We start from the raw sequence: 13606 nt of genomic DNA on the forward strand, positions 1-13606 counted from the left end.
ATTTCGAACGTGAGCCGAAATTTCGAACAGCACTGAAGAGCACAGGGGGCAACTGCCGTGCGCATCACGGGAATCAGCACGCACGTGGTCGGGACGCCATGGCGCAATCTGACGTACGTCCAAGTGCACACCGACGAGGGCGTCACCGGCGTCGGCGAGACCCGGATGCTGGGCCACACCGACGCGCTGATCGGTTACCTGCGCGAGGCCGAGGCAAACCACATTCTCGGTTCCGACCCGTTCGCCGTGGAAGACCTCGTACGCCGGATGAAGTACGGCGACTACGGGCGTGCGGGTGAAATCGTCATGTCCGGCATCGCCGTCATCGAGATGGCCTGCTGGGACATCAAGGGCAAGGCCCTCGGCGTGCCGGTGTGGCAGCTGCTCGGCGGCAAGGTCACCGACAAGGTGAAGGCGTACGCGAACGGCTGGTACACCACCGAGCGGACCCCGGAGGCCTACCACAAGGCCGCCCAGGGGGTCATGGAGCGCGGGTACAAGGCGCTGAAGATCGACCCCTTCGGCACCGGGCACTTCGAACTCGACCACGAGCAGACCCTGTACGCGGTCTCCCTCATCGAGGCCGTGCGGGACGCGATCGGTCCGGACGCCGAGCTGATGCTGGAGATGCACGGCCGGTTCTCGCCGTCGACCGCGGTGCGGCTCGCGCACGAACTCGCGCCGTTCAAGCCCGCGTGGCTGGAGGAGCCGGTCCCGCCGGAGAACCTGAAGGCGCTGGAGAAGGTCGCCGCGAAGGTCGACATGCCCATCGCGACGGGTGAGCGCATCCACGACCGGATCGAGTTCCGCGAGCTGTTCGAGAGCCAGGCCGTCGACATCATCCAGCCCGACGTCGGTCACATCGGCGGCATCTGGGAGACGCGCAAGCTCGCCGCGACCGCCGAGGCGCACTACGTCCTCGTCGCCCCGCACAACGTGGGCGGCCCGGTGCTGACCGCCGCCTCGCTCCAAGTCGGCTTCTCCTCGCCGAACTTCAAGATCCTGGAGCACTTCAACGACTTCGCGGACGCCGACATCAAGAAGGTCGTCAAGGGCGCCCCGCAGGTGATCGACGGCTACTTCCACCTCTCGGACGCGCCCGGTCTCGGCGTCGAGCTGGACGTCGACGCGGCGGCCGAATTCCCGCAGCAGCAGGCGCGGTTCGACCTCTGGGCGGACGGCTGGGAGCAGCGCAAGCCGAAGGGTTCGAAGTGAGCACCGCGGTCGTCATCGAGGCACCGGGCGAGCACCGGCTGGCCTCGCACGAGCCGCGCCGGCCGGACGCGGGTGAGGCGCTGGTGCGCGTCCACGCGGTCGGCATCTGCGGCAGCGACCGCGAGGTGTACCAGGGCAACAGGCCCGAGGGCTACGTCCGTTACCCCCTCACCCCGGGCCACGAGTGGTCCGGCACGGTGGAGGCCGTGGGCGCCGGGGTGCCCGCGACGCTCGTGGGCCGCAAGGTCGTCGGCGAGGGCTTCCGCAACTGCCAGGTCTGCGACCGCTGTCACGCGGGCGAGACGACGCTGTGCACGGCGGGCTACGAGGAGACGGGCTTCACCCAGCCCGGCGCGATGGCCGCCACCCTCACGCTCCCTGCCCGCCTCCTCCATGTCCTCCCGGACGAGGCCGATTTGACGGCGGCGGCGCTGCTGGAACCCGCTGCCTGCATCGCGGCCGCCGCGCTGAAGGCGAACGCCCGCCCGGGTGAGCGGGTCGCGGTGGTCGGTACCGGCACGCTCGGGATGTTCGCGGTGCAGTTCCTGAAGGCGGGCTCGCCCGCCGAGTTGCTCGTGGTGGGCACCCGCCCCGACCGCGCGAAGCTGTCGAAGGACTTCGGCGCGAGCCGATTCCTCACCCGGGACCAGGAGTTGCCCGACGACTTCGACGTCGTGATCGAGACCGCCGGGTCCGCGTCCGCCGCGCGCACCGCCGCCTCCCTGCTCAGGCGCGGCGGACGCCTCGTCCTCACCGGTATCCCCGCGCCGGGCGCCGAGGGCCTGGACCCGACCGATCTCGTCGTACGGCAGCTGGAGGTGCACACCGTCTTCGGGGCACCGCCGGACGCCTGGGCGCACACGGTCCGGGTCTTCGGGGCGGGCCTGCTCGATCCACTCCCCCTGGTCACCCATGAGCTGCCGCTCGCCGAGTTCCCGCAGGCCATCGAGCTGGTGGGGTCCGGCGATCCCAAGGTCGGCAAGGTGCTGCTGCGGCCGTAGGACACCCCAGTCGTACGCCGGCACGGGGTGACCTGACCACCCCGTGCCGGCGTACCACCAGAGCCTCTCGTACCCCGAGCCGCGAACCTCGTCCGAAATACCGAACGCGAAGGACAGCAAGTGACCGACACCGCCACGGCAGCCCGCCGGCCCGGGGAGCAGGCGCTCTCCGCGCTCGGCCTGGGCGCGCCCGCCCTCGACCCCGCCGATACCTCCACCCACACCTTCCCGGACGGCGGTCGCTGGCGCACCGAGATCCCCTCGTGCGAGGGGCCCGAGGCGCTGGCGGTCATCCTCAAGGAGTCCTCGCGCCTGGACGTGCCGATCCACCGGATCAGCCAGGGCAGCGGTGTGTGGATGCTGACCGACGCCGAGATCACCGAGATGGTCGAGGCGACGGCCGAACGCGACATCGAGCTCTGCCTGTTCACCGGGCCGCGTGGGACGTGGGACATCGGCGGGTCGGTCCGCTCCGACTCGCGGGGCGGGGGTCTGCGTGCCCGGGGTCATGACGCGGTCGCCGGGTGCGTCGAAGACGCCGTGCGGGCAGCGGAGTTGGGCGTCAAGTGCCTGCTCGTCGCGGACGAGGGCGTGCTGTGGACCTTGCACCGGGCGCGGGTGGCCGGGATCATCCCCGCCGACACCACCCTCAAGGTCTCGGCGCTGATCGGGCCGGTCAACCCGGCGGCGTACGCGGTGTACGAGAAGCTGGGCGCGGACTCGCTCAACGTCCCGAGTGACCTGACGCTGGATCATCTCACCGAGATCCGGCGGGTGTCGGCGGCCCCCATGGACATGTACATCGAGGCGCCGGACGACCTCGGTGGGTACATCCGGATGTACGAGGTCGCGGAACTGATCCGCCGAGGCGCCCCCCTGTACCTGAAGTTCGGCCTCTCCAAGGCCCCCGGCATCTACCCGTGGGGCACCCACATGCGGGACGTCACCCTCGACACGGCGCGTGAGCGCGTCCGCCGGGGCCGTCTCGCCCTCGACCTCCTCGCCCGCCACGGCGCGGACGGGGACATGGCTCGCCTCGGTACGAGGTTGCCGGGGACTCTCAACCGTTTCCCCACAGAGAGTGCCACCGACTGATCAACGGGGGCCGCGGCCCGGTGGGGGCTGGTCGCGCAGTTCCCCGCGCCCCTGAAAACCCCGGGCCAGCGCACTTAAGAGGCGCGGGGGGACCAGGGGCCACCTGAAGACCCCGCCCGCTTTCAAGGGGCGCGAGGAACTGCGCGACCAGCCCCCACCGGCCCGCACCACACAACTCAACAGGCACAACCCCGCATCCTGAACCACCCCCCACGCACTCGCTGCACTCTCAACGACGAGAAGAATGAGGCCAGTTCACATGCGCATCCGCAGAAGTCGCGCCCTCCCCCTCATAGCCGGCGCCGCCACCCTCGCGCTGACCCTGTCCGCCTGCGGCCAGAGCGGCTCGGGCGGCAGCAAGGAGAAGGAGAGCAGCGCCAAGGGCGGCACGATCGGCATCGCGATGCCGACGAAGTCCTCCGCGCGCTGGATCTCCGACGGCAACAACATGGTCGCGGACCTCAAGACCAAGGGCTACAAGACCAAGCTGGTCTACGGCGAGGACGACCCGGACACCCAGGTCTCCCAGATCGAGAACATGATCACCCAGGGCGTCAAGGGCCTGATCATCGCGGCGATCGACAACAAGTCCCTGAACAACGTGCTCCAGGAAGCCGCGTCCGCGAAGATCCCGGTCATCGCCTACGACCGCCTCATCCTCGGCACCAAGAACGTCGACTACTACGCCTCGTTCGACAACGAGAAGGTCGGCACCCTCCAAGGCACGTACATCGCCGAGAAGTTGGGGCTGACCAGCGGCAAGAAGGGCCCGTTCAACATCGAGCTGTTCGCCGGCTCGAACGACGACAACAACACCAAGTACTTCTTCGACGGCGCGATGAAGGTGCTCCAGCCGTACATCGACAAGAAGGAACTGGTCGTCAAGTCCGGGCAGACCGCGCTCAACAAGGTCACCACCCTGCGCTGGGACGGCACCACCGCCCAGAACCGCATGGAGGACATCCTCACCGGCTCGTACAAGACCGGCCGGGTCGACGCGGTGCTCTCGCCCTACGACGGCATCTCCATCGGCATCCTGTCCGCGCTGAAGTCGGACGGCTACGGCACCTCCGCCAAGCCGCTGCCGGTGATCACCGGTCAGGACGCCGAGCTGGCCTCGGTGAAGTCGATCATCGCCGGTGAGCAGACGCAGACCGTCTACAAGGACACCCGCCAGCTCGCCAAGGTCGCGGACACCATGATCGACGACGTCCTCAACAACAAGACGCCGAAGACCAACGACACCAAGACCTACGACAACGGCACCAAGGTCGTCCCCGCCTACCTGCTGCAGCCGGTGAGCGTCGACAAGACGAACTACGAGGACGTGCTGGTCAAGGGCGGGTACTACACGGACGCTCAACTCAAGTAATTCCGCGGCCCGTTACCCGACCCCACACGTGATTGGTAGGCACGACCATGGCGGGACCCGTCCTGGAAATGCGCTCGATCGTCAAGACCTTTCCCGGTGTCAAGGCGCTGTCGGACGTCACTTTGACGGTCCGTCAGGGCGAGGTCCACGCCATCTGCGGTGAGAACGGCGCCGGGAAGTCCACCTTGATGAAGGTGCTCTCCGGCGTCCATCCGCACGGCAGTTACGAGGGCGACATCCTCTTCGAAGGAGAGGAGTGCCGCTTCCGCGACATCCGGGCCAGCGAGCAGCGCGGCATCGTGATCATCCACCAGGAACTGGCACTGGTGCCGTTCCTCTCCATCGCGGAGAACATCTTCCTCGGCAACGAGCACGCCTCGCGCGGGCTCATCAACTGGAACGAGACGCTGCGGCACGGCACCGAACTGCTGCGCCGGGTGGGCCTGAGCGACCACCCGGAGACCCGCGTCGCCGACATCGGCGTGGGCAAGCAGCAGCTCGTCGAGATCGCGAAGGCGCTGTCGAAGAAGGTGAAACTGCTCATCCTGGATGAGCCGACGGCAGCCCTGAACGACGAGGACAGCGGCAAACTCCTCGATCTCATCCTGGAGTTGAAGAAGCAGGGCATCACCTGCATCATCATTTCGCACAAGCTGAACGAGATCCGCAAGGTCGCCGACTCGGTGACGATCCTGCGCGACGGCCGCTCCATCGAGACCCTCGACGTGAAGGCGCCGGAGACGACCGAGGAGCGGATCATCTCCGGCATGGTCGGCCGCGACCTCGACCACCGCTTCCCCGAGCGCACCCCGTACGAGGGCGAGCCCGAGGCGGCACCCGCGCTGGAGATCCGCGGCTGGACGGTGTTCCACCCGATCGACCAGCAGCGCAAGGTAGTTGACGATGTGTCGATAAATGTGCGCAGGGGCGAGATCGTCGGCATCGCCGGACTCATGGGCGCCGGCCGCACCGAACTCGCGATGAGCGTCTTCGGCCGCTCCTACGGCCGCTACGCCGGCGGCACGGTCCTCAAGGACGGCCAGGAGATCCGTACCAAGTCCGTCGCGGAAGCGGTCGGACACGGCATCGCCTATGTCACCGAGGACCGCAAGCACTACGGCCTCAACCTCATCGACACGATCAACCGAAACATCTCGCTGGCCGCCCTGAACAAGGTCTCCCAGCGCGGTGTGGTCGACGAGCAGGAGGAGCGGCAGGTCGCCGAGCGGTTCCGCAAGTCGATGAACATCAAGGCGCCGACGGTGTTCGAGCCGGTGGGCAAGCTGTCCGGCGGCAACCAGCAGAAGGTCGTCCTCAGCAAGTGGATCTTCGCGGGTCCCGAGGTGCTGATCCTGGACGAGCCCACGCGAGGGATCGACGTGGGCGCCAAGTACGAGATCTACACGGTCATCGACCAACTCGCCGCCGAGGGCAAGGCGGTGGTCTTCATCTCCTCCGAACTGCCGGAGCTGCTCGGCATGTGCGACCGCGTCTACACGATGGCGGCGGGCCGGCTGACCGGTGAGGTGCCCCGGGCCGAGGCCACGCAGGAAGTGCTGATGCGCCAGATGACGAAGGACAAAGAGGTAACGCGATGAGCACGGACGTGACCGCCAAGAGCCCGGCCCCCGCGCCGCCGGGCGGGAGCGGATCGGCCGCGGGCGGCGGCCTGTTGCACCTGATGCTGGACGGCCTGCGGCGCAACATGCGCCAGTACGGCATGCTGATCGCCCTCGGTCTGATCGTGATCCTCTTCGAGGTGTGGACCGGCGGGGACCTGCTGCTGCCGCGCAACGTCTCCAACCTGGTGCTGCAGAACAGCTACATCCTGATCCTCGCGATCGGCATGATGATGGTCATCATCGCCGGGCACATCGACCTGTCGGTCGGTTCGCTCACCGCGTTCGTGGGCGCCTTCGCGGCGGTCCTGATGGTCAATCACCAGGTGCCGTGGCCCGTCGCGTTGGTGCTGTGCCTGCTGATGGGCGCCGTCGCGGGCTCCGTACAGGGGCTGTTGATCGCCTACGCGGGCATACCGTCCTTCATCGTCACCCTCGCCGGCATGCTGCTCTTCCGCGGCCTCACGGAGATCCTGCTCCAGGGCCAGACCCTGGGCCCCTTCCCCGACGGCCTGCAGAAGATCGGCAACGGCTTCCTGCCCGCGGTCGGCCCGAACACCAACTACCACAACATCACCCTGCTGTTGGGCCTGGCGATGGTCGCCGCGGTGGTGTGGCAGGAGGTCCGCGACCGGCGCCGGCAGCTGGAGTTCTCGCTCGACGTGCCGCCGGTGAAGCTGTTCCTGCTCAAGCTGGTCGCGATCGTCGCCGCGATCGTCTGGCTCACCATGCTGCTCGCCAGCTACAACGGCGCGCCGGTCATCCTGATCATCCTCGGTGTCCTGGTGGTCGGTTACGGCTACGTGATGCGCAACACCGTCTTCGGCCGCCACATCTACGCGATCGGCGGCAATCTGCCGGCCGCGAAGCTGTCCGGCGTCAAGGACAAGCGCGTCAGCTTCCAGGTGTTCCTGAACATGGGCGTGCTCGCGGCCCTGGCGGGTCTGGTGGTCACCTCCCGCCTCAACGCGGCCTCGCCGAAGGCCGGCGACGGCTTCGAACTGGAGGCCATCGCCTCCTCGTTCATCGGTGGCGCGTCCATGAGCGGCGGTGTGGGTACCGTCCTCGGCGCGATCATCGGTGGTCTGGTCCTCGGCGTGCTGAACAACGGCATGAACCTCCTCAGCGTCGGCACCGACTGGCAACAGGTCATCAAGGGCCTCGCCCTGCTGGCCGCGGTCGGCTTCGATGTGTGGAACAAGCGCAAGTCCGGTTCGTAACGGAAGCTCCGCTGGGAGACCGGGAGTTGGCTGCGCGTCCGTCGTGGCTGGTCGCGCAGTTCCCCGCGCCCTTTTGGGGCGCGCTCCAGCGGAGCCACCCTTCAACGCACTAGGGAGCCGCTCCATGGAACTGAACAGACGCACGGTCATTGCGGGCGCGGCGGCAGCGGGTATCGCCGCGAGCGCGCTCGGTACGGGTACGGCGGAGGCTGCCTCGGGAGGCAAGAAGCCCGTGAAGGAACTCTTCGGGACCCTCGCCGACGGCACGAAGGTCTACCGCTGGTCGCTGGCCAACGGCGGCACCCGCCTCAAGGTCCTCTCCTACGGCGGCATCATCCAGTCGCTCGAACTCCCGGACCGGCACGGCAAGTACGCCAACGTGTCGCTCGGCTACGACAACCTCGCCGCGTACGTCGCGGGCACCACGTTCTTCGGCGCGACCATCGGCCGGTACGGAAACCGCATCGCCAAGGGCCAGTTCACCCTGGACGGCAAGGCGTACCAGCTCTCCGTCAACGACGGCGTGAACAGCCTGCACGGCGGTGCCAAGGGCTTCAACACGAAGGTCTGGAACATCGAGCCCTTCACCAAGGGCTCCGACGTCGGCCTCTACCTCCACTACACCAGCGTGGACGGCGAGATGGGCTACCCCGGCACCCTCAAGACGAAGGTGACCTTCACCCTCACCAGGCACGGCGACTGGCGCATCGACTACGAGGCCACCACCGACAAGCCGACGGTCGTCAACCTCACCAACCACACGTACTACAACCTCGCCGGCGAGGGCAGCGGCACGATCGAGGACCACGAGCTCACGATCGCCGCGGGCCGCTACACGCCCACCGACACGGGACTGATCCCCACGGGCGAGCTGGCGACGGTCTCCGGCACCCCCTTCGACTTCCGCAAGGGCAAGGCGGTCGGCCGGGACATCCGCGCGGGACACCCCCAGCAGGTGCAGGCCAAGGGCTTCGACCACAACTGGGTCCTCGACAAGGGCGTCACCGCCAAGCCGGAACACATCGCCACCCTGCGCGACCCGCGCTCCGGCCGCACCCTGAAGATCGCCACGGACCAGCCTGGCCTGCAGTTCTACTCGGGCAACTTCCTCGACGGCACCCTCGTCGGCACCTCCGGCCGCACCTACCGGCAGGGCGACGGACTGTGCCTGGAGACCCAGCACTTCCCGGACTCCCCGAACGAGCCGGCCTGGCCGACGACGGTCCTGCGCCCCGGCCAGACGTACCGCACGACGACGATCCACTCGTTCGGCAACTGACGCCGACGCCTGACTCGGGCCAGGGGTTCCCGAACACACACCATTTTCACATCCGTTGAACAGCGCCACTCGCGTCTCCGTACTCATGGGTGGCCCGTGCTCCCCCGCGCGGGCCACCCAAGACGACGGGCCCGGTCGTCCCCGCCGGGCCCGCCTTCATACGGAGGTTCCATTGGCCGACTCCAACGTCACCTCGCTGTTCCGCAGTACGGCGGCACACAGCCCGTCGATGGCGGCGTTGGCGCGTGAGAGCGACGGCACCGGTCCCGTGGACTTCTGCATCCCGTGCAACCCGTACTTCCCCACCCCCGCCATGTTCGACGAGATGGCGGCCCGGCTGCGCGAGATCATCACGTACTACCCGAGCAGCGCCGACACCATCACGGCCGAGCTCTGCAACCTGCTCCAACTCCCGCCGCAGTGCGTGGCGATGGGCAACGGTTCCACCGAACTGATCACCTGGATCGACCACTTGATGGTCCGGGAGTCCCTCGCCATCCCCGTCCCCACCTTCGGCCGCTGGACCGACCAGCCCATGGAGACCGGCAAGCGGGTCGACATGTTCCCGCTCCAGGAGTCCAGCGGCTTCGTTCTCGACCTCGCGCAGTACGCCGAGTTCATCCGCAAGCGCAACACCAAGGTCGCCGTCATCTGCAACCCGAACAACCCCGACGGCGGCTTCATCCACAAGCAGGCGCTCGTCCAGTTCATGGACGCGATGGCCGACCTGGACCTCGTCATCATCGACGAGTCGTTCCTCGAGTTCGCCGACGCCGAGGTCGAACCCAGCGTCGTGCAAGAGGCGATGCTCCGCCCCAACGTGGTCGTCCTGCGCAGCCTCGGCAAGAACTTCGGCCTGCACGGCATAAGGTTCGGCTACCTCGTCGCGAACCCCGCGCTGGCCGGCCGTATCCGCACGATGCTGCCCAAGTGGAACCTCAACGCCTTCGCGGAACATGTGGTGTTCATCCTCAAGGAGCACGGCGCGGAGTACGCGCAGAGCCTCCAGCAGGTGCGCCGCGACCGCCTCGACATGGCGAGCCATCTCTCCGCGCTGCCCGGCCTGACGGTCTATCCGTCGCAGGGCAACTTCCTCTTCGTACGCCTCCCCGTCGGCGCCGAGGGAACGGTGGTCCGGGACCGGATGCTGACCGAGCACCGCATCCTGGTCCGCGAGTGCGGCAACAAGATCGGTTCGTCCAGCCGCTTCCTGCGGCTCGTGGTGCGCCCCCAGACGGACGTGCGTCGCCTGGTGTCCGGCATGGAACAGGTGCTCTACGGGACCAGGAGGGGAGCCGCCGTACCCGAGCTGGGTACAGGGACCAACTACAGCTCGGGTACGGCGGCCGTGGATCGCCTGGTCGGGGCGACGAACGGCGCCGGGATGCAGAATCTCGCCGCGCAGGCCCTCGGTACGGGGACGTCGGGGGTCGGCATGCCGATGCCGGCGCCGATGCCGGTGCCCGCGGCGGCTCAGATGCCGATGCAGCCTCAGGCGGTGCCCATGCAGGTGCCTCAGCCGCAGCCTGTACCGCAGCCGCAGCCCCAACAGCCGCAGGTCCAGCCTCAGTTCGAGCCGATGGTGGCTGCGGCGCAGGTTCAGCAGATGCCCATGCAGCAGGCTCCGCCGCCGCAGATGCCCCAGCAGCCCTACGGTGTCCCCGCGCCGGCGCCCGCCCCAATGCCTCAGGGGCCGACCCCCACCGGTGTGCCTGCGCGTAATGGGCTTACCGCCGCGCAGGTTCGGGGGGCTACCAGTCCTAATGGGATGCAGAATCTTGCGCCGGCGCCTGCTACTGGGTGGCCCAATGCGCAGAGTTGGCCGAATGCTGCGGGGATGGGGCAGGCGGGCTGAGGTTTCGTTGCCGGGTGCGGGTGTGTGGGGGCTGGTCGCGCAGTTCCCCGCGCCCCTAAACGGAGTTGCCCCTTACGGCGTTTAGAAGTGATGCTCCCAGCGGTAGCTCGTGACAACCCTGTACCTCGAAGCCTGTCTTCTCCAGCATGCGGGTGTAGTGGGGCTCGTCTCGCTCTCTGCCTCCCACGTTGCAGAGCATGTGGATGTCCCAGGCCACTGCCGTCGGTGTCGGCAACAGGCGCTCCACCACCAGGAGTTGGGCACCCGGGCGCATCGCCTCCGCACACCTGTTGAGGATCGTGAGGCACCGCTCGTCGTCCCAGTCGTGCAGGACCCTGGACAAGAGGTAGACGTCTCCGCCCTCCGGTACCGAGCGGGTGAAGTCGCCGGCGACGAAGGAGCAGCGTTCGGGGAGGTGGGGGCGGGCCGCGTCCAGGGCGCCCGGGCGTTCGTAGAGGACGCCCTCCAGGTGGGGGTGGGCTCGGAGCAACCGGCCGAGCAGCGCGCCGTTTCCGCCGCCCACGTCCACCACCCGTCGCGCCTTCGAGAAGTCGATCAGGGTGGGGACCGGGGTGAACATCTCCGCGCTGGAGGCCATCGCGCGGTGGAACAGGCTTCCCAGTTCGGGGTGTTGGGCGAAGTACGGGAAGTGGTGCTGGCCGTTGCGGTGGGCGAAGGCTTCCTCGCCGGTGCGTACGGAGTGGGTCAGGCCGGCGAAGGAGTCGTAGAACGGGCCCGCGTAGAGCTGGGCCAGCGGGGCCAGGGAGAACTCCGTTGCCGTGCGCAGGGGTTGGCCTGCCGCGGTCAAGTGATAGGTGTCGTCTGCTGCCGTCAGCAGGCCCAGCGTCGTCAGGTAGCGGAGCAGGCGGCGCAGCGCGTCCGGGTGCGTCGAGGTGAGTTCCGCCAGTCGCGCCGCCGACATGCCGGGGTGGTCCGCCAGGTGGTCCGCGATGTTCAACTCCGCCATCGTGGCCACCGCTTGGGTCGCCCAGGCTCCGGTCATGACGGTGAGCAGGGTTGTTGTCGGGTCGGGGAGCGGCAAGTGGCGGCCGGGGAGGCGGAGTTCGAAGCGGTGGTGGGTTGTTGTGCGGTGGTAGAGGACGGTGACGTTTTCGTGGCCGTTGTAGCCGCCTCCGTCGGGGACCGCGCCGCCCCGCTCCTGGAGGAGGAGTCGTAGGCCTGCGGGGACCACCGGGCCGGGGGCCGTGACCGCGAAGGCGTGGTGGGACTCGTGTTCCGCTTCGCGTTCGTCCGCGGCCACCGCCTCCAGTGCGGACTCCGGGGCTACCGGGAGCGCGAAGATCTCCACGCTGCGGGTGCCGACCGCCACGTGCACGATGCCTACCGGGATGTCGGCGAGCTCCGGGCCGTAGCGGCGGGTCAGGCGGTCGCGGACCACGACGCTCGGGGTGACCGGGCCCGGTTCGTGGCCGAGGCGGCGGAGTTCCTCGCAGAGGCCGTCCAGGGAGTCGGGGAAGACCAGGACCGCTGTGTGGTCGAAGACCAAGTGGCGTGCCACGTCGGCCCGTTCGGCGGGGGTGAGGGCCGGGAGGAGTTCGGCCAGGACCTGGTCCGTGTCGTGGGTCTCGACGTAGGCCGCCGCGCGCTCGATGCGGGCTACGTCGGCTGCGGCGAGGCGTGCCTGTACGACGGGGAGGTTCATGAAGGGGTTCCCGGTGAATCGTGGGGACGGAGACGGGAGTTGGAAGGCAGGAGAGGGCTCAGATGCCGGTGTAGTTCTCGGCGAAGAAGTCCTGGTGCGCGCGGGAGGCGCGCAGGCTGTCCAGGCGGGCGTACTGGAGCGCGCGGCCGTAGCGGGCGTGGGCCTCGACGGCGTGCTCGGTGTCCTCGGCGGACGGGCCGTGCAGCAGACCGCTCATCCAGTGCGAGAACTCGTGCGCCCGCCAGACGCGCGGCAGGCAGTCGGCGGCGTAGCGGTCGAGGTCGCTGTCGTCGGCGTGCTTCAGGGCCGACGACAGTGCCTGGGCGAGGCGTTCGGCCTGGAGTACGGCGAGGTTGGCGCCCTTGGCGGCGGAGGGGCTGATGAGGCCGGCCGCGTCGCCCGCCAGCCAGAGGCGGCCGGTGCCGGGGGTGTCGAGGACGTCGGAGCGCAGGTCGACGACCGCCTTCTCCAGGACCGGGCCGTCCTTGAGCTGCCCGAACTCGTCGACACGGAACCGGGTTTCCAGTTCGGCCCAGATCCGGTCCTCGCTCCAGTCGGCCGGATCGGTTCTGCGCGGGCACTGGAGGTAGTAACGGGTGACGGTCGCCGTGCGGGCCATGTGACCGGCGAATCCCCGTTCGTGCAGGGCGTATCCGACGGCCTCCATGCTGGGCCCGGCCTCGACCAGGACCGCGAGCCAGCTCACGCCGTGGTCCCAGCGGGCCGTGCGTGTCCCGTGGGCGGTCATGGTGGCGCGGGCGACTCCCCGGTGTCCGTCGCACCCGGCGACGTAGCGTCCGGTGACGTCCGCGCCGTCGGAGGTCCGCACCCGGCCGTCCTCGGAGATCTCCTCGACCTCCGTGCCGAAGCGGATCTCGCCGCCGCGCCGGAGGTACTCGGCGAGGAGGTCCCGTACCAACTCCTGCTGGGGGTAGACCGTATGGACCTCGCCGCGCCCCAACTCGCCGTAGTCGAGGGTGAATTCACCGCGCTCGCTGCGGAAGAGACACGTCCGGTGGGTGTGCCCCTTGGCCAACAGTCCGTCCGCCAGCCCGTGCTGGGTGAGGACGCGGACGGAGTGGGCGGCCAGGAATCCCGCCCTGGCCCGCCCCTCCACCGCCTCGCGGCCACGCCGTTCCAGGATCACGCAGTCGATACCGCGGTCCAGCAGCAGGTTCCCCAGGACGAGCCCCGCCGGGCCCGCCCCGACGATCACCACCCCGGTCCGCGTCTCGGTCCGCGCTCCGGAGTCGAATCGTTTCCCCACAAACACCCCTGATCTTGCTT

General features: G+C 68.6%; 10 protein-coding genes. 8 read left to right on the forward strand and 2 right to left on the reverse strand.

Features of this window, described 5'->3' with window-relative positions:
• Window positions 1-57 precede the first annotated feature (57 nt).
• From R2B38_RS11300 to R2B38_RS11335, 8 genes are all read left to right on the forward strand, one after another.
• Complete coding sequence (locus tag R2B38_RS11300) at window positions 58-1215, forward strand: mandelate racemase/muconate lactonizing enzyme family protein (protein ID WP_318016112.1); 1158 nt, start codon at window positions 58-60, stop codon at window positions 1213-1215.
• Window positions 1212-2216, forward strand: a complete 1005-nt coding sequence (locus tag R2B38_RS11305; protein WP_033286858.1) for a zinc-dependent alcohol dehydrogenase — start codon at window positions 1212-1214, stop codon at window positions 2214-2216. The genes R2B38_RS11300 and R2B38_RS11305 overlap by 4 nt, the downstream gene beginning before the upstream one ends.
• 120 nt (window positions 2217-2336) lie before the next feature.
• Complete coding sequence (locus R2B38_RS11310) at window positions 2337-3311, forward strand: hypothetical protein (protein WP_318016113.1); 975 nt, start codon at window positions 2337-2339, stop codon at window positions 3309-3311.
• A 259-nt stretch (window positions 3312-3570) separates the two neighbouring features.
• Window positions 3571-4683 carry a multiple monosaccharide ABC transporter substrate-binding protein gene (gene chvE, locus R2B38_RS11315; protein ID WP_033286856.1) on the forward strand — a complete coding sequence of 371 codons (1113 nt, stop codon included), beginning with the start codon at window positions 3571-3573 and terminating at the stop codon, window positions 4681-4683.
• Window positions 4684-4730: 47 nt separating this feature from the next.
• Window positions 4731-6281 carry a multiple monosaccharide ABC transporter ATP-binding protein gene (gene mmsA / locus R2B38_RS11320; protein ID WP_318016114.1) on the forward strand — a complete coding sequence of 517 codons (1551 nt, stop codon included), beginning with the start codon at window positions 4731-4733 and terminating at the stop codon, window positions 6279-6281.
• Window positions 6278-7522 carry a multiple monosaccharide ABC transporter permease gene (mmsB, locus tag R2B38_RS11325; protein ID WP_318016115.1) on the forward strand — a complete coding sequence of 415 codons (1245 nt, stop codon included), beginning with the start codon at window positions 6278-6280 and terminating at the stop codon, window positions 7520-7522. Before mmsA ends, mmsB begins: the two co-directional genes overlap by 4 nt.
• A 124-nt stretch (window positions 7523-7646) precedes the next feature.
• On the forward strand, window positions 7647-8801 hold the full coding sequence (locus R2B38_RS11330) for an aldose epimerase family protein (protein ID WP_318016116.1): 1155 nt from the start codon (window positions 7647-7649) through the stop codon (window positions 8799-8801).
• A gap of 172 nt (window positions 8802-8973) precedes the next feature.
• A complete protein-coding gene (locus tag R2B38_RS11335; RefSeq protein WP_318016117.1) occupies window positions 8974-10656 on the forward strand; it encodes a histidinol-phosphate transaminase in 1683 nt (560 codons plus the stop codon).
• Window positions 10657-10711: 55 nt separating this feature from the next.
• Here R2B38_RS11335 and R2B38_RS11340 read toward each other — a convergent pair whose 3' ends face one another.
• Window positions 10712-12319: a methyltransferase gene (locus R2B38_RS11340; protein ID WP_318016118.1), complete on the reverse strand. Its 1608-nt coding sequence runs from the start codon at window positions 12317-12319 to the stop codon at window positions 10712-10714.
• Between the two features lie 58 nt (window positions 12320-12377).
• The gene (locus R2B38_RS11345; RefSeq protein ID WP_318016119.1) at window positions 12378-13586 is read right to left on the reverse strand and encodes a 4-hydroxybenzoate 3-monooxygenase; all 1209 of its coding nucleotides are present in this window, start codon (window positions 13584-13586) and stop codon (window positions 12378-12380) included.
• Between the last annotated feature and the right edge of the window lie 20 nt (window positions 13587-13606).

Origin of the sequence: Streptomyces sp. N50, from assembly GCF_033335955.1 — a bacterium.
In the GTDB taxonomy this organism is placed as follows: Bacteria; Actinomycetota; Actinomycetes; order Streptomycetales; family Streptomycetaceae; genus Streptomyces.

Coding starts and splice junctions, on each gene's coding strand:
- chvE (WP_033286856.1), top strand. CDS start 3,571: ATGCGCATCCGCAGAAGTCGCGCCCTCCCCCTCATAGCCGGCGCCGCC.
- mmsA (WP_318016114.1), top strand. CDS start 4,731: ATGGCGGGACCCGTCCTGGAAATGCGCTCGATCGTCAAGACCTTTCCC.
- mmsB (WP_318016115.1), top strand. CDS start 6,278: ATGAGCACGGACGTGACCGCCAAGAGCCCGGCCCCCGCGCCGCCGGGC.
- R2B38_RS11330 (WP_318016116.1), top strand. CDS start 7,647: ATGGAACTGAACAGACGCACGGTCATTGCGGGCGCGGCGGCAGCGGGT.
- R2B38_RS11340 (WP_318016118.1), bottom strand. CDS start 12,319: ATGAACCTCCCCGTCGTACAGGCACGCCTCGCCGCAGCCGACGTAGCC.